Annotated in this window: 14 protein-coding genes and 1 tRNA gene; 12 read left to right on the top strand and 3 right to left on the bottom strand. The window is 75.3% G+C overall.

The genetic code is table 11. The features are described 5' to 3' along the window. The first annotated feature begins 18 nt into the window (after nt 1–18). From mfd to AC4OR8_RS14030, 3 genes are read left to right on the top strand one after another with little or no spacing between them, the layout of a single operon-like run. Entirely contained in the window at nt 19–3,609 is a 3,591-nt protein-coding gene (gene mfd / locus AC4OR8_RS14040; protein ID WP_492166182.1) for a transcription-repair coupling factor, read from the top strand. A 27-nt stretch (nt 3,610–3,636) separates the two neighbouring features. Beyond that, complete coding sequence (locus AC4OR8_RS14035; RefSeq protein ID WP_492166181.1) at nt 3,637–4,341, top strand: SurA N-terminal domain-containing protein; 705 nt, start codon at nt 3,637–3,639, stop codon at nt 4,339–4,341. Nucleotides 4,342–4,367: 26 nt separating this feature from the next. Continuing rightward, the gene (locus tag AC4OR8_RS14030) at nt 4,368–5,048 is read left to right on the top strand and encodes a MazG nucleotide pyrophosphohydrolase domain-containing protein (RefSeq protein ID WP_492166180.1); all 681 of its coding nucleotides are present in this window, start codon (nt 4,368–4,370) and stop codon (nt 5,046–5,048) included. Here the strand turns inward: AC4OR8_RS14030 and AC4OR8_RS14025 are convergent. From AC4OR8_RS14025 to AC4OR8_RS14015, 3 genes are all read right to left on the bottom strand, one after another. Beyond that, nucleotides 5,045–6,520: an amidase gene (locus AC4OR8_RS14025; RefSeq protein WP_492166179.1), complete on the bottom strand. Its 1,476-nt coding sequence runs from the start codon at nt 6,518–6,520 to the stop codon at nt 5,045–5,047. The genes AC4OR8_RS14030 and AC4OR8_RS14025 overlap by 4 nt on opposite strands. Nucleotides 6,521–6,612: 92 nt before the next feature. After that, the gene (locus tag AC4OR8_RS14020; protein ID WP_492166178.1) at nt 6,613–9,300 is read right to left on the bottom strand and encodes an esterase-like activity of phytase family protein; all 2,688 of its coding nucleotides are present in this window, start codon (nt 9,298–9,300) and stop codon (nt 6,613–6,615) included. Between the two features lie 97 nt (nt 9,301–9,397). Beyond that, nucleotides 9,398–10,234: a class I SAM-dependent methyltransferase gene (locus AC4OR8_RS14015; protein WP_492166177.1), complete on the bottom strand. Its 837-nt coding sequence runs from the start codon at nt 10,232–10,234 to the stop codon at nt 9,398–9,400. Between the two features lie 176 nt (nt 10,235–10,410). On the opposite strand from AC4OR8_RS14015, the gene eno reads away from it, so the two are divergent. The 9 genes from eno to AC4OR8_RS13970 all read left to right on the top strand — a co-directional run bounded on the left by eno (nt 10,411) and on the right by AC4OR8_RS13970 (nt 16,294). After that, the gene (eno, locus tag AC4OR8_RS14010) at nt 10,411–11,688 is read left to right on the top strand and encodes a phosphopyruvate hydratase (protein WP_492166176.1); all 1,278 of its coding nucleotides are present in this window, start codon (nt 10,411–10,413) and stop codon (nt 11,686–11,688) included. Nucleotides 11,689–11,703: 15 nt separating this feature from the next. After that, nucleotides 11,704–12,348, top strand: a complete 645-nt coding sequence (locus AC4OR8_RS14005; protein WP_492166175.1) for an FtsB family cell division protein — start codon at nt 11,704–11,706, stop codon at nt 12,346–12,348. Continuing rightward, complete coding sequence (locus AC4OR8_RS14000) at nt 12,345–12,830, top strand: DUF501 domain-containing protein (protein WP_492166174.1); 486 nt, start codon at nt 12,345–12,347, stop codon at nt 12,828–12,830. Before AC4OR8_RS14005 ends, AC4OR8_RS14000 begins: the two co-directional genes overlap by 4 nt. Further along, nucleotides 12,815–13,744, top strand: coding sequence for a Ppx/GppA phosphatase family protein (locus AC4OR8_RS13995; RefSeq protein WP_492166173.1), 930 nt, complete (start codon nt 12,815–12,817; stop codon nt 13,742–13,744). The genes AC4OR8_RS14000 and AC4OR8_RS13995 overlap by 16 nt, the downstream gene beginning before the upstream one ends. Before the next feature lie 151 nt (nt 13,745–13,895). Next, nucleotides 13,896–14,252 carry a hypothetical protein gene (locus AC4OR8_RS13990; RefSeq protein ID WP_492166172.1) on the top strand — a complete coding sequence of 119 codons (357 nt, stop codon included), beginning with the start codon at nt 13,896–13,898 and terminating at the stop codon, nt 14,250–14,252. 62 nt (nt 14,253–14,314) lie between these two features. Then, nucleotides 14,315–15,082 carry a uracil-DNA glycosylase gene (locus AC4OR8_RS13985; RefSeq protein WP_492166171.1) on the top strand — a complete coding sequence of 256 codons (768 nt, stop codon included), beginning with the start codon at nt 14,315–14,317 and terminating at the stop codon, nt 15,080–15,082. After that, nucleotides 15,079–15,606, top strand: a complete 528-nt coding sequence (locus AC4OR8_RS13980; protein WP_492166170.1) for a glycine cleavage system transcriptional repressor — start codon at nt 15,079–15,081, stop codon at nt 15,604–15,606. Before AC4OR8_RS13985 ends, AC4OR8_RS13980 begins: the two co-directional genes overlap by 4 nt. Next, a complete protein-coding gene (locus AC4OR8_RS13975) occupies nt 15,603–16,187 on the top strand; it encodes a peptide deformylase (protein WP_492166169.1) in 585 nt (194 codons plus the stop codon). The genes AC4OR8_RS13980 and AC4OR8_RS13975 overlap by 4 nt, the downstream gene beginning before the upstream one ends. A 34-nt stretch (nt 16,188–16,221) precedes the next feature. Then, nucleotides 16,222–16,294 (top strand) — tRNA-Leu (locus tag AC4OR8_RS13970). Nucleotides 16,295–16,342 lie beyond the last annotated feature (48 nt).

The raw sequence follows: 16,342 nt of genomic DNA, 5'->3' as shown, positions 1-16,342 counted from the left end.
GTCCTGCCGAGGAGCCCCGTGCCTGCCACCCTCACCGTCCGCCCCACCGACGCCAGCCCGGCCGTCACCGCCCTGGCCGAGGCGGTGCTGGCCGACCCGGCGCTCTCCGGTGTCCTCGACGACGCCGCCGGCGGCGCCGTGCGGGCCCTCGACCTCACCGGTCCCGAGGCGCTGCGCCCGTTCGTGGTCGCCGGTCTGGTGGGGCGCGGCCGCACCGTGCTGGCCGTGACCGCGACCGCCCGCGAGGCCGAGGACCTGGTCACCGCGCTCGGCGACCTGGTCGACCCCGCCACGGTGGCCTACTACCCCAGCTGGGAGACGCTGCCCCACGAGCGGCTCAGCCCCCGCAGCGACACCGTCGGACGCCGCCTGGCCGTGCTGCGCCGCCTGCGCCACCCCGGCGACGACGCCTCCAACGGCCCGCTGCAGGTGGTCGTGGCGCCGGTGCGCTCGGTGCTGCAGCCGCAGGTGCGGGGCCTGGCCGACCTGGAGCCCGTCGAGCTGGTGACCGGTGCCGGTGCGGGTCTCGACGACGTCGTGCAGCGCCTCGCCGACGCCGCCTACAGCCGGGTCGACCTGGTCGAGAAGCGCGGCGAGTTCGCCGTGCGCGGTGGCATCGTCGACGTGTTCCCGCCCACCGAGGAGCACCCCCTGCGCGTGGAGTTCTGGGGCGACGACGTGGAGGAGATCCGCAGCTTCTCGGTGGCCGACCAGCGCACGCTGGAGAAGGTCGAGCGGCTGTGGGCCCCGCCGTGCCGCGAGCTGCTGCTCACCGACGAGGTGCGCGCCCGCGCCGCCGAGCTCGGCCGCACCCACCCGCAGCTGCTCGAGCTCACCGACAAGATCGCCGCCGGCATCGCCACCGAGGGCATGGAGTCGCTGGCACCCGTGCTGGTCGACGAGATGGAGCTGCTGGTCGACCTGATGCCGGTCGACACCCACGTGCTGGTGCTCGACCCCGAGCGGGCGCGGCGCCGGGCCCAGGACCTGGTCGCGACCAGCGAGGAGTTCCTCGGCGCGAGCTGGGCCGCGGCCGCCGGTGGCGGCACCGCCCCCGTCGACCTGGGCGCCGCGTCGTACCAGGACCTCGCCGAGGTGCGCCTGAGCGCGCTGGAGCAGCGCAAGCCGTGGTGGACGATGAGCCCCTTCGGCATCGCCGACGACGCCGACGCCGACGCCGCGGCCCTGAGCGGGATGAGCGCCAGCGACGTCGGGGTGCCCACCCGGGCGCTCTCGGCGCGCCCGGTCGACGCCTACCGCGGCGACGTGGAGAAGGCGATCACCGACCTCGAGGCGTGGCGCTCCGCGGGCTACCGCACGGTCGTGGTGCACACCGGTCACGGCCCGGCGACCCGCATGGTCGAGGCGCTCGGCGAGCACGACGTGCCGGCCCGCCTCGACGGCGCGCTCGGCCCCGACGTGGTGGCGGTGACCTGCGGCACCCTCACCCAGGGCTTCGTCGACGAGGCCAACCGCGTGGTGCTGCTGACCGGTGAGGACATCTCGGGGCAGAAGTCGTCGACGCGCGACATGCGCAAGATGCCCGCGCGCCGCAAGAAGCAGATCGACCCCCTCGAGCTCAAGGCCGGCGACTTCGTCGTCCACGAGCAGCACGGCGTGGGCCGCTTCGTGGAGATGAAGCAGCGCGAGGCCGGGGGAGCGGTGCGCGAGTACCTCGTGCTCGAGTACGGCGCCTCGAAGCGCGGCGGGCCCGCCGACCGGCTCTACGTGCCGGCCGACGCCCTCGACCAGGTCACCCGCTACGTCGGCGGCGAGCAGCCCAGCCTCGACCGGCTCGGCGGCGCCGACTGGGCCAAGCGCAAGGGCCGCGCGCGCCGCGCCGTGCGCGAGATCGCCGCCGAGCTGATCAAGCTGTACGCCGCCCGGCAGGCCACCAAGGGCCACGCGTTCGGCCCCGACACCCCCTGGCAGCGCGAGCTGGAGGACGCCTTCCCGTTCCAGGAGACCGCCGACCAGCTCACCACCGTCGACGAGGTCAAGGCCGACATGCGCCAGGTCGTGCCGATGGACCGCCTGGTGTGCGGCGACGTCGGCTACGGCAAGACCGAGATCGCGGTGCGCGCGGCGTTCAAGGCCGTGCAGGACGGCAAGCAGGTCGCGGTGCTTGTGCCGACCACGCTGCTGGTCACCCAGCACCTCTCGACGTTCGCGGAGCGGATGAGCGGGTTCCCGGTCGTGCTGCGGGCGCTGAGCCGCTTCCAGAGCGACAAGGAGGCCGCCGAGGTGATGGCCGGGATGACCGACGGCTCGATCGACGTCGTGGTCGGCACCCACCGCCTGCTCAACCGCGACGTGCGGTTCAAGGACCTCGGGCTGATCATCGTCGACGAGGAGCAGCGCTTCGGCGTGGAGCACAAGGAGCAGATGAAGCGGCTGCGCACCTCCGTCGACGTGCTGTCGATGTCGGCCACGCCGATTCCGCGCACGCTGGAGATGGCGATCACCGGCATCCGCGAGATGTCGACCATCACCACCCCGCCCGAGGAGCGCCACCCGGTGCTCACCTACGTGGGCGCCTACGAGGACCGGCAGGTGGTCGCGGCGGTGCGCCGCGAGCTGCTGCGCGAGGGCCAGGTGTTCTACATCCACAACCGCGTGCAGTCGATCGAGAAGGCCGCGGCCCGCCTGCGCGAGCTGGTGCCGGAGGCGCGGGTGGCCACCGCCCACGGCCAGATGGGCGAGAAGCAGCTCGAGCAGGTCATGCTCGACTTCTGGGAGAAGCGCTTCGACGTGCTGGTCTGCACGACGCTGGTGGAGTCCGGGCTCGACGTCTCCAACGCCAACACCATGATCATCGAGCGCTCCGACACCCTCGGGCTCTCCCAGCTCCACCAGCTGCGCGGGCGGGTGGGCCGCTCCCGCGAGCGGGCCTACGCCTACTTCCTCTACCCGGGCGAGAAGCCGCTGACCGAGACCGCCCACGAGCGGCTGGCGACCCTGGCCCAGCACTCCGACCTGGGCGGCGGCATGGCGATCGCGATGAAGGACCTCGAGATCCGCGGCGCCGGCAACCTGCTGGGCGGCGAGCAGTCGGGCCACATCGCCGACGTGGGCTTCGACCTCTACGTGCGCCTGGTCGGCGAGGCCGTCCACGAGTTCAAGGGCGGCGGCGAGCCCGAGCTCAACGAGGTCCGCATCGAGCTCCCCGTCGACGCCCACCTGCCCCACGACTACATCCCCAGCGAGCGGCTGCGCCTGGAGATCTACAAGCGCCTGGCCGAGGTGCGCTCCGACGAGGACGTCGACGCGATCGTCGAGGAGCTGATGGACCGGTACGGCGAGCCGCCGCAGGTCGTCACGTCGCTGCTGCTGGTGGCCCGGTTCCGGGCCCGTGCGCGCCAGGCCGGGGTCGGCGAGGTGACCACCGCCGGCAAGAACGTGCGCTTCGCCCCGGTGAGCCTGCCGGAGTCGAAGGTGGTGCGGCTGATGCGGATGTACCCCAAGTCGATCGTGAAGACCGGGGTCGACACGATCCTGGTGCCGCGGCCGCAGACCGCGGTCGTGGGGGGCAAGCCCATCGACGGCATCGCCCTGCTTCAATGGGCCCGCGGTGTGATCGACGCCATCATCGACCCGCCGCAGCAGTAGCCGACCGCACCTGCCTGGGGAGCCCCCGTGAAGCTCGTCCGTCCTGTCGCCGCACTGGCGGCCGCCGTCCTCGCCTCGGGCCTCAGCGGCTGCGGCGTCTCCGAGATCGACCTGCACCCCGGGGTGGCCGCGGAGGTCGGTGACGACGACATCTCGCTGGCCGAGGTGGACGCCGCCGCGGCCGACACCTGCGCGGTGCTGCGCTCCGACCCCGAGCAGCTCGGCGAGGGCCTCGAGGGCGCGGCGTTCCGCGACCAGGTGCTCTACAGCCTGGTGATCAGCTCGATGGCCGACCAGATCGGTGCGGAGAACGACCTCCCCGTCGACGACCTGCGCCGCCAGGCCGAGACCACCGCGCGCGACAACCTCGTCGGCGCCGGGCTCGACGCCGACCTCGTCGACGAGGCGCTGCCGGTGTTCGCCGCCGCCGACTACTTCAACGGCGTGCTCGCCGGCGTGCTGCCCACCGAGGAGGGCGCCACCGAGGAGGAGGCCCGCTCGGCGGCCACCGAGGTCGTGACGCAGTGGCAGGAGGCCAACGGCGTGGAGACCAACCCCCGCTTCGCCGCCATCGACGTCGCCGGCCAGGAGCAGGGCGGCGTGCCGCAGCTGTCCGTGGCCGTCAGCGACCTCGCCACCTCCGAGACCGAGCCCGCGGAGGCCGCGCCGGAGGCCCCGGCCGACCCGGCCAGCACGCCCACCGCAGCCCCCGCCTCCCAGCGCTGCGGCTGAGCCCGTGGTGACCCCGTGGTGACCCCGTGACGACCCCGTCGGGCCCGGTGCAGGACGGGGAGCCGGAGCCGCTGCTGGTCTTCCGCGAGGTGGTGGCTCGACTGCGCGCGGAGTGCCCGTGGAAGCGGGCGCAGACCCACCGGTCCCTGGCGCGCTACCTGCTCGAGGAGACCCACGAGACGCTGGAGGCCATCGACGGCCACGAGGCGCCGGGGGGAGGGGCGCACCTGCGCGAGGAGCTCGGCGACCTGCTGCTGCAGGTCTACCTGCACGCCGCCATCGCCGCGGAGGCCGGCGAGTTCACCGTGGACGACGTGGCCCGCGAGGTCACCGAGAAGATGGTGCGGCGCAACCCCCACGTGCTCGGGCCCGACGCCGGGACCGGGGAGCCGCAGGACGCCGCCGCCGTGAACGAGACGTGGCAGGCGGTCAAGGCCGCGGAGAAGCAGCGGGACCACGTGCTCGACGGCGTGCCGCCCACGCTGCCGGCGCTCCTGCTCGCCGACAAGGCCCTTGACCGGCTGGCGCGCGCCGGACGGCCGGTGGTCGACCTCGACCCCGACGACCTCGGCGACCGGCTGCTGGCGCTGGTGGCCGAGGCCCACGAGGCCGGGGACGACGCCGAGCAGGCGCTGCGCGACGCCGTGCGCCGGCGCGCCGACCTGCCCTCGGTCGGCTCGGTCCGCGGCGACCGGCCGTCGACCTAGAGCGGCGGGCGGCGGTCCCACCACGGTGCGGCCTGCTCCAGCTGGGCGGCCAGGCGCAGCAGCAGCGCGTCGGCGCCCAGGCGGCCGACCAGCTGCACGCCCAGCGGCAGGCCGTCGGGCGTCCAGTGCAGCGGCACGCTCATCGCGGGCCGGCCGGTGAGGTTGGCCAGCTGGGTGTAGGGCACCCAGCCGAGGTTCTCGCTGATCAGCTGCTCCACGACGGGGGTGAACCGCAGCACCCCGCCCGCCCGGGCACCCAGCAGCAGGCGCTGGAGCCGCGCGACGCGTGCGGACACCTCGAAGGCGCCGACCCGGGGCGGCGGCGTGGCGGTCGTCGGCGTGAGCAGCAGGTCGTGGTCGGCGTGGAAGGCCGCGAGGCGGCGCACGTGCTCGTGGCGACCGTCGATCGCCCGCACCAGGTCGACGGGGCTGGTGGCGCGACCCAGGGCGGCCATCACCCGGGTGTCGGGCTCGAAGGCGTCCTCGCCAGCGCCGCTGGCGGCCCGGGCCTCGGCGACCGAGGCGGCGCAGTAGACGAACCAGCTGGTGAGGAAGTCGCGGGCCAGGCGGGCGTCGTCGACCGGCATGTCGACCTCCACGACCTCGTGGCCGAGGTCGGTGAGCAGGTCGGCCGCGGCCCGCACCGCGGCGCGGGCCTCCGGGTGGGGGTCGGGGTTGATCGCGCTCTGCCACGTCATCCCGATGCGCAGGCGTCCCGGGTGACGGCCGACCTCGGCGGCGAAGCCGGCTGCGGGGAGCCCGCCGGGCAGGTACGGCGACACGTCGGTCGGGCCGGCCAGCACGTCGAGCATCGCCGCGGTGTCGCGCACGCTGCGGGAGACGACGCCGTCGGTCGCCGTGCCGCCCATCGGCTCGCCATGGGCGGGGCCGTGCGGCAGCAGGCCGCGGCTGGTCTTGAGGCCGAAGAGTCCGCAGGCCGAGGCGGGGATGCGGATCGACCCCCCGCCGTCGCTGGCCGCGGCCACCGGCACGATGCCCGCGGCCACCGCCGCGGCGCTGCCGCCCGACGAGCCGCCCGGCGTGTGGTCGAGGTGCCAGGGGTTGCGGGTGGGGCCGAACAGGCGGGGCTCGGTGATGCCCTTGGCACCGAACTCGGGGGTGTTGGTCTTGCCGAAGACGACCAGGCCGGCCTCGACCCACCGCTCCACGACGGCGGCGGTCTCGGGGGCCGGCACGTCGCGCAGCGCCCGGCTGCCGCCGCTGGTCGGCACTCCGGCGAGGTCCTGGTGGAGGTCCTTGAGCAGGAACGGCACCCCGGCGAACGGGCGGCCGCCCTCGGGCTCCGGGCCGCTGGGCCGCGGCGGCTCCACCTCGCGCACGATCGCGTTGATCCGTGGGCCGACCTCCGCCGCGCGGGCGCGCGCGGCGGCCAGCAGGTCGGCGGGGGTCGTCGCGCCCGTGCGGACGAGCTCGGCGAGGGAGGTGGCGTCGTGGTCGCGGTAGTCCAGCACCCGCCGCACCCTAGGGCCGCGGAGGGGGAGGGGCCAGGCCCGTCCCCCTCCGCGGTCGTCAGCCGGCGTCTGCCGGCGTCAGCCGACGGGGCTCAGCGGCGCACGACGCGCACGGTCACCGGCTCCGAGCGGGACCCGCCGGCGTCGACGGCACCGGGGTAGAGCGCGACCAGCCGGTGGGCGCCGGTGCCGCGCAGGCGCAGCCGCACCGCGGCGCGGCCGTCGACGAGGGTGGCGCGGCGCACCACCTCACCGCCGTCGAGGAAGCGCACCCGACCCGTGGCGGAGCGGGGGTCGAGCGTCGCGACCAGGCGGACGCCGCCGCCGGTCGGCACCGTGCGTCGCGAGGCGCGCAGGCGGGTGTCGGTGGCCAGGGCGTCGGCGAAGGCCCGGCGCAGGGCACCGAGGCGGAACAGCTGGGTCTCGCCGGTGGCGTCGTCGAGGCCGTCGTTGTCGGTGACCGCGAAGACCTGGCCGGCGGTGGTGACCCCGAGGCCCTCGAGCTTCTCCTGGGTCCATCCGTCACGGGCCTCCATCCGCGGCAGCAGGTCGACGGCCAGCCGCTTGCGCACGGGGGTCAGCTCGCCGGTGGTGCGCTTCGGCAGGTCGACGGTGTAGACGCGCTTGACCGCCGCGCCCGGACCGGCCTGCTTGTCGCGCTCGATGACGGCCAGGGTGTCGTCGTCGACCCGGGTCACCTCGGACAGGCCGATCCAGTCGCCCGGGGTGGTGGTCGCCGCGAGCGGGTAGGCGAACCAGGTCCAGGAGCCGTTGGCGACGTCGTAGCGACCGATGCGGGCGACGTCGCCCTCCAGCGGCTCGAGCTCGGCGGCCGGTGCGGTGGGGTCGACCCACAGCGGACGCTGCAGCACGACGTACACCTGCTCGGCCGAGCCGCGGCCGCTGGTGGTCACGCCCTCGAGGCCCCAGCTGCGCACGTGGTCGGCGACCTCGGCGGGGAGCGGGACGCTCTCGGTGACGACGCCGTCGGCGGTGGTGCGCACCAGGCGGTTCTCCGGGCCGGAGGTGCCCTCGGCGGCCAGCCAGAAGCCGTCGCCGCCTCGCACGCCGGGACGGGCGGCGAGGCCCTCCACGTCGATCTCCGGGGCCGAGCCGTCAGGATCGGTGACGGTCAGCACGTCGTCGATGACGGCCGGTCGGCTGCTGGTGTCGACGGAGTAGATGCGGCCGGTGGCGTACGCCGCGTCGCTGGCGGCGTAGAGCCGCTGCGGGCGGCCGGGCACGCCGGACAGCGCGCCGAGCGCGCCCCACCCGATCGGGGAGGCGTCGCCCGGCGCGCCGGGCGCCGGCACCGAGACCAGCGAGGGGAACGCCGGTCGCGCCCCACCGAGGCGGTAGACCCCGACGGTCGCGCGCACCATGGCCTCGGCGTCGTCGGTCTCCGACGACACGACGAACAGGTCGCGGCCCGGGACGGGGAGCAGGCCCTCCGGGCCGTTGGTCGTCGGCAGCACCTGGCGCAGCGCGGGGCTGGTGGGGTCGGTCATGTCGTAGACGGCGACGAAGTTGCTGCGCTCGGAGCCGACGAACGCGGTGGGCACGCCGTCGACCTCCGCGAAGGCCAGGCCCTCGGGCTCGACGCCCTTGTTGTCGGCGCGGCCCTCGTTGTGCAGGCCGTGGGCGAGGGCGATGTCCTCGAAGGAGCGACCGGCCTCCCACACGGGCTCGCCGGTGGTCACGTCGAAGACGGTCCAGCCGCGGGTGCCACCGCGCAGGTCGCCCTCGTCGGCGGTGGCGACGAGGCCCTCGCCGACCCACTGCACGGAGTCGGGCTCGCGGGGCGCGGTGACGGTGTCGGTGGGGTCGAACAGGCCGTCGTCCTCGGTGTCGACGCCCTCCACGGTGGCCTCGCCCGCGCTGAACCCCTCGACGACCTCCTGCGTGGGCAGGTCGATGACGAGCAGGCCGTTGTTCTCCTGCAGGGTCAGCACGTACTGGTTGTCGGCGTTGATGTCGCCGTACTCGGGCTCCGGGTCCTCCGGGGCGTACAGGTCGGCGAGCGCGGGAAGCGCCGAGCCGTCCTCGGCCACCAGGTCGACGGGCGTCGTCGTCCACTCCTGGGGCGAGCCGCCGAGGTCGACGACCTGCACGAAGCCGGCGGGGCGCTGGGGCAGGTCGCCCTCCTCGCTGCCGGCGGGCGCACCGTCGGGCAGGGCGTCCTCGTCGCGCTGGTTCTCCATCGCGATGCCGGCCCAGTCGCCGTCGGGGCTGACGGCGATCGAGTCGGGCTGGCCGCCCAGGTCGATCGACCGCAGCCGCTCGCGGGTGTCGAGGTCGAACAGGTCGAGGCGGCCCGACGGGGCGGTGAACTCCCCGCCGGTGGTGTCGACGACGACCATCACGACGTCGCCGACCACGGCCACCGAGGTCGGCTGGTCGTCGGCGTTGCCGAGCTCGGCCAGGTCGATCGAGCCCTCGCCCTTCGGCTGCGACGGGTCGGTGAGGTCGAGGAACCCGATCCGCTTGCCGGCGGCGTCGGTGTAGACCAGCGTGCGCCCGTCCTCGCTGACCGCCGAGATCTCGGCGACGGTCTCGTCGGCCGGGTTGACGCCGGCCGGCACGTTCTGGAAGACCGGGTAGGTCGCCACCCGGTCGAACAGGCGGGCGTCGGCACGCCCGGAGGGCTGCGGCTGCGCCGGGCCCGACCGCGACGGGGTCGGATCGTCGGCGAGCCCGGCGGCGGGCAGGGCGGGTGCCAGGAGGCACAGCGAGAAGGGGAGGGCGACGGCGGTGAGCGCCAGCCCGGGGCGTGAGGCCACGGAGGTTCCTTTCGAGCGGCTGTCAGCGCGAACTGTCGCCGCACGCGGTGGATCCTCGGTGTCCGGCCGGGGTGCAGCCGGTGAACACGACCTGGGGTCAGGGACGGGCGAGGGTGTGGCGCACCTGCAGCTCGAGGTGGCAGCGACCGTCGGCACCGCGGGTGGTCTCGAGCACCTCGGCCACCCGCTCCAGGATCCTGGGGTGGCTCTCCACGGGGCTGCGCATCCACACGTCGGTGATCCAGGTGGTCAGCGACCAGCGCCGCCAGTGCTCGACGTCGTCGAAGGCGAGGTCGTAGGTCAGGGTCTCGTGGCGGACGTCGTGCCAGCCGGTGTGCTCGAGGAACTCGGTGACCTCGGCGTCCTTGTCGACCTCGGGGGCGTCGGTCATGCTGCGCCGCCCCGTGCGGCGGGCGTGCTCCTCGAACACGTCGAGCACCTCCTGCCAGGCACGGGGCCACGGGGCGAAGGTGGTGATCCCGGCACGGCCCCCCGGCGCGAGCAGGGCGCGCCACTGCCCCAGGGCGGCCTCCGGCTCGGGCAGGAAGAACAGCAGCAAGGACGACGCGACGACGTCGTAGGAGCCGGGCTCGCCGGGCGGGTCGGTGGCGTCGCCGACCACCGCGTGCACCTGGGGCAGGCCGCGCTCGACGGCCTCCGCCGAAGTGAGCTCGACCATGCGCGCGGCGGTGTCGACGGCGTCGACGCGGCCCTGCGGCCCGACCGCCTCGGCGAGGGGGAAGGTGACGGCGCCGCGGGCGGCGCCGAGGTCGACGGCGCGCTCGCCGGGCTGCGGGGCGAGCCGGGCGACGAGGTCGCGGGCCACCAGCGCGGCGAACGGCACGTCACCGTGGTCGTAGGTGTCGGCCAGGCCCTCGAACAGGGCGGTCACCTGGCCGACCCGGGTGGAGGGGGGAGGCGAGGGGAGGTCCATGACGCGCGAGTGTGGTCGAGCCGGGCCGCCCTGCGCTTCACCCCGGGTGACGAAGCCGGTCGACGGAGCCGGCCGACGGGCCGACCGACGGAGCCGCCCGACGGGGCCGGCCGCGCAGGTCCCCTAGGCTGGCGGGGCACGGACCCCCACCCGACGTACCGCACCAGGAGCAGCCAGTGGCATCCATCGAAGCAGTCGGCGCCCGCGAGATCCTCGACTCCCGCGGCAACCCCACCGTCGAGGTCGAGGTCCTCCTCGACGACGGCACCTTCTCCCGCGCCATGGTGCCCAGCGGCGCCTCCACCGGTGCCTTCGAGGCGGTGGAGCTGCGCGACGGCGGCGAGCGCTACCTCGGCAAGGGCGTGCTGCAGGCCGTCGAGGGCGTGGTCACCCGCATCGGCCCGGCCGTCGAGGGCCTCGACGCCGACGACCAGCGCCTCGTCGACCAGGTCATGCTCGACCTCGACGCCACGCCCAACAAGGCCGAGCTCGGCGCCAACGCGATCCTCGGGGTGTCGCTGGCCGTCGCCCGCGCCGCGGCCGACTCTGCCGGGCTCCCGCTCTACCGCTACCTCGGCGGCCCCAACGCCCACCTGCTGCCGGTGCCGATGATGAACATCCTCAACGGCGGCTCCCACGCCGACTCCAACGTCGACGTGCAGGAGTTCATGGTGGCCCCCGTCGGTGCGCCCAGCTTCCGCGAGGCGCTGCGCCAGGGCGCGGAGGTCTACCACGCGCTGAAGTCGGTGCTGAAGAAGCGCGGCCTGGCCACGGGCCTGGGCGACGAGGGCGGCTTCGCGCCCGACCTCGCCTCCAACCGTGCCGCGCTCGACCTGATCGCCGAGGCCGTCGAGGTCACCGGCCTCACCCTCGGCACCGACATCGCGTTGGCCATGGACGTCGCCGCCAGCGAGTTCCACACCGACGGCGCGTACGCCTTCGAGGGCGGGTCGAAGACCTCGGCGCAGATGCTCGACTACTACACCGAGCTCTGCGCGGCCTACCCCATCGTCTCCATCGAGGACCCCCTCGACGAGGAGGACTGGGACGGCTGGAAGGCGATGACCACCGCGCTCGGCGACAAGATCCAGATCGTCGGCGACGACCTGTTCGTCACCAACGTCGAGCGCCTGCAGCGCGGCATCTCCGGCGGGCAGGCCAACGCGCTGCTGGTGAAGGTCAACCAGATCGGCTCGCTCACCGAGACCCTCGACTCCGTCGAGCTCGCCCACCGCAACGGCTTCCGCTGCATGATGAGCCACCGCTCGGGCGAGACCGAGGACACCACGATCGCCGACCTCGCCGTGGCCACCAACTGCGGCCAGATCAAGACCGGTGCCCCGGCCCGCTCCGAGCGCGTCGCGAAGTACAACCAGCTCCTGCGCATCGAGGACCAGCTCGGTGACGCGGCGCGGTACGCCGGTGTGTCGGCGTTCCCGCGCGCCCGGGCGTAAGGGACCCTGTCAGGCATGGCCGACGACCGACGCTCCCCTGCCCGGGGGTCCGCCTCCCGGCCGGGGGCCCGGGGCCGCACCGGCCCCGGGCGGCGTCCGTCGGCCCGCCCTGGCTCCACGGCCTCCACCGGCTCCACGGGGGCCGTCGGGTCGTCGGGGTCGGGCTCCACGGCCGTCGGGCCGCGCCGTCCGCGGCTGACCGGGCGGGCGGTCCTGCTCGTGCTGGTGCTCGCGGTGCTGGCGGTGTCGTACGCCTCCTCGGCGCGGGCCTACCTCCAGCAGCGCGCCCACCTCGACGACCTGCGCCAGGAGATCGCCCAGCGCCAGGGCGACATCGCCGGTCTCGAGCGGGAGAAGCGGCGCTGGGAGGACCCGGCCTACGTCGAGCAGCAGGCCCGTGAGCGGATGGGCTACGTCGCGCCGGGAGAGCGCTCCTACGTCGTGCTCGACGAGGACGGCGAGGCCCTCGAGCCGGAGGCCACGCTCACCGACCCCTCCGACGTCGCCCCGAGCGAGCCCACCGCCTGGTGGGACGACACCTGGGCCTCGGTGGAGACCGCCGGACGCCCGCCGCAGGACGTCGGCACCCCGCCCCTGACCGAGATCGACGGCGCCCGCGACGACTCGTCGGACGGCGCCCAGGAGGACCGCACGCCGTGATCGACCCCGCCGACCGGGCGGCAGTCGGGGAGCAGCTCGGCCGGGAGCCGCGCGCCATCCACGAGGTGGGCCACCGCTGCCCCTGCGGCAACCCCGACGTCGTCACCACCGAGCCGCGGCTACCCTCCGGCACCCCGTTCCCGACGACCTACTACCTCACCTGTCCCCGCGCGGCCTCCCGCATCGGCACCCTGGAGGGCTCGGGGCTGATGAAGGAGATGGAGGCGCGGCTCGGCGAGGACACCGAGCTCGCCGCGGCGTACGCCGCCGCCCACGAGCGCTACCTCGCGGCGCGTGCCGAGCTCGGTGACGTGCCCGAGATCGAGGGCATCTCGGCCGGGGGCATGCCGACCCGGGTGAAGTGCCTGCACGTGCTGGCCGGGCAGGCGCTCGCCCAGGGCCGGGGCGTCAACCCGCTGGGCGACGAGGTGCTCGACCTGCTCGGCCCGTGGTGGGAGCAGGGTCCGTGCGTCGGCCGGTAGCGGCGATCGACTGCGGCACCAACACGATCAAGCTGCTCGTCGGGGTGCTGCCCGACGTCGCCGTGCGCGAGGCGCGGGTGGTGCGCCTGGGCCAGGACGTCGACCGCGCCGGCCGGCTCGCGCCCGAGGCCGTGGCCCGCACGCTGGCCGCGGTGGAGGAGTTCGCCGAGATCATCGCCGCGCACGACGTGGCCGTCGACGACGTGCGGTTCTGCGCCACCTCCGCCACCCGCGACGCCGCCGACGCCGAGGCGTTCCGCGAGGGCGTGCGCGCGCGCCTCGGGGTGCTGCCGGAGGTGCTCAGCGGCGAGGAGGAGGCCGCGCTCGCCTTCGCCGGCGCCGTGCGGGGTCTGCGGGTGGCGCCGGCGGCCCCGGTGCTGGTGGTCGACGTGGGCGGCGGGTCCACCGAGCTGGTGCTCGGCACCACCCGTCCCGAGGCGGCGCACTCGATGGACGTCGGCTCGGTGCGGCTCCACGAGCGCCACCTGCGCTCCGACCCGCCCACCTCCGCCGAGCTGGCCGCCTGCGCCGCCGACGTCGACGCCGCCCTCGACGCCTGCCCCGTCGACCCGCGCGAGGCCCGCACCGTGGTGTGCGTGGCCGGCACCGCCACGTCGGTGGCCGCCGGCGTGCTGGGCCTCGAGGCCTACGACCGCGACGCGGTCGACCAGGCCGAGCTGCCGCTGTCCGCCGTGCACGACCTGGCCCGTCGGCTGCTGGGGATGACGGTGGCGCAGCGGCTCGCGCTGCCGTGGATGCACCCCGGGCGCGCCGACGTGATCGGCGCCGGGGCCCTGGTGCTCTCCCGCGTGCTGGCGCGCCTCGACCCCGCCCGGGTGAGCGGCGTGGTGGCCTCGGAGACCGACATCCTCGACGGCATCGCCTGGTCGCTCGCCGAGCGCGGCGGCTCCTGACAGGCCGGTCGGCACACCCGCCTGCACGTCGGTCCGCACGCCGGTCCGTACGCCGGCCGGTGGTGCCCCCGCAGGGGTGTGGCCGCCCGCGCGGCCCGGGCGCCAGGATGGGTGGTTCGCACGATCGACCCCCCACAGGAGGAGCAGACACATGAGCAAGATCTCCATGCTGGCCGCCGGAGCGATCGGCTACGTCCTCGGCGCCCGCGCGGGCCAGGGCCGCTACGAGCAGATCAAGGCCCAGGCGCAGCGCGTCGCCAGCGACCCCCGGGTGCGCTCGGCCACCGACAAGGCCACCGAGGCCGTCACCACCCAGGCCGCCTCGGCCGCCGACGTCGCCAAGGCCAAGGTCTCGGGCGTCGCCTCCAGCGCCGCCGACAAGGTGCGCAGCGACAGCACCGCGACCGACGCCGCCCCGAGCACCACCGACGCCGCGGCCGAGCCCGCCTTCCCGGCCACTCCGCCGGTGAGCCCCGCGCCGGGCACCACCACGCACACGGCGCTCTGAGCCCGACCCCGGGCCCCCAGGGCCTGCCGCACCCGGTCACCGGGGAGGTCTTCGCCTCCCCGGTGCCGCCGGGCACCGGGTGGCCCGACGACCCCGCCGCGCCGGCCACCCCGCTCGACCGCCTCGCTCGTGACGTCACCACCTGCCGGGCCTGCCCGCGGCTCGTGACCTGGCGCGAGGACGTCGCCGCCATGAAGCGCGCCGCCTTCGTCGACCAGCCCTACTGGGGCCGTCCGGTCGCCGGGTGGGGTGCCACCGACCCGGCCGTGCTGGTCGTCGGCCTCGCCCCGGCCGCGCACGGCGCCAACCGCACCGGGCGCATCTTCACCGGTGACCGCTCGGGCGACTGGCTCTTCGCCTCGCTGCACCGCGTCGGCCTGGCCCGCCTGCCCACCAGCGTGCACGCCGGCGACGGCCAGGCGCTGGTCGGCACCCGGATGGTGGCGGCGGTGCGCTGCGCCCCGCCGCAGAACCGGCCCACCCCCGCCGAGCGCGACACCTGCGCCCCGTGGCTCGACCAGGAGCTGGCGCTCGTGGGCGGCGGCGTACGGGTGGTGGTCGCGCTGGGCGCCTTCGGCTGGGACGCCGCGCTGGGCGCCGTGCGCCGCGCGGGCTGGCAGGTGCCGCGGCCCAAGCCGCGGTTCGGGCACGGCGCGGAGGCGCTGCTGCGCCGTCCGGTGGCCGACGGTGGTGCGGACGCGACGGCCGAGGTGGTGCTGCTCGGCTGCTACCACCCCAGCCAGCAGAACACCTTCACCGGCCGGCTCACCGAGGCGATGCTGGACGACGTGCTCGGCCGGGCGGCCGGGCTTGCGACAATGGGCCGGTGACCACGCCGAGCCTGCACGCCATCACCGTCCTGGGCCACGACCGCCCCGGCATCATCGCGGAGACCACCGGTCGGCTCGCCGAGCTCGGGGTCAACCTCGAGGACTCCACGATGACGCTGCTGCGCGGCCACTTCGCCATGGTGCTCGTCACCGCGGGCGCGGCGTCCACCGACGCCGTCGTCGAGGCGCTGGCCCCGCTGGGCGCCGACGGGTCGCTGACCGTGACGGTGCGCGAGCTGCCCCGCGAGGAGCCGGCCGGTGCGACCGGCAGCTCGTGGGTGCTGACCGTGCACGGCGGCGACCGCGCCGGCATCGTGTCGTCGGTCGTGGGCCGGGTCGCCGAGGCCGGCGGCAACATCACCGACCTCACCACCCGCCTGGTCGGCGACCTCTACCTGCTGGTGGCCGAGCTCGACCTGCCGGCCGGTGCCGACGTCGACGCCCTGGAGGCCGCCGTGCGCACCGCCGCCACCGCCCTGGGCGTCGGCGCCACGCTGCGTCGCGCCGAGGCCGACGACCTGTGAGCGACGGCGCGGCACCGGCCGCCGCAGGGGTCGACCCACGGGTGGCGGCGTGGAGCGAGGACGAGCTGGGGGTGGCCGGCGTCGTGCGGCCGGTGGTCACCGCTCCGGACGCCGTGCTGGCCACGGCGGGGGAGCGGGTCGATCCCGCCGACCCTGCGACCGTGCAGCTGGCCGCCGACCTGGTGGCGACCATGCGGGTCAGCCCCGGCTGCGTGGGGCTGGCCGCCCCGCAGGTGGGCGTCGGCGCGCAGGTCTTCTGCGTCGACGTCTCGGCCCACCCCAAGACCCGCGAGCACCACGGCACGTTCGTGCTGTGCAACGCCGAGGTCGTCGCCGCCAGCCGCAACGAGAAGGCACGCGAGGGCTGCATGAGCGTGCCCGACCTGACCGGCGACGTGAAGCGCGCGAGCCGGGTCACCGTGCGTGGGCAGCTGCCCGGCACCGGCGAGGACGTCGAGGTCGTGGCCACGGCGTTCGAGGCACGCGCCCTGCAGCACGAGGTCGACCACTGCGCGGGCCTGCTGTTCCTCGACCGGGCCGCCGGTGCCCATGCGATCCACGCCCGCAAGACCTACCTGTGACGCGCCTGTGACGCGCTGAGCGGTGCAGGCCCTCGCCCCCGTATCCCAACGGCAGAGGAAGCCGCCTTAAAAGCGGCGCAGTGTGGGTTCGAGTCCCACCGGGGGCACGCGGCGCCGGGGCGACGATGACTCCAGGGGCCGTCGACGGTCTGACC

It is taken from the genome of Nocardioides sp. FY1077 (assembly GCF_058681775.1).
Note: the sequence above shows the minus strand (reverse complement) of the source record. Positions and strands in the feature narration are given on the sequence as shown.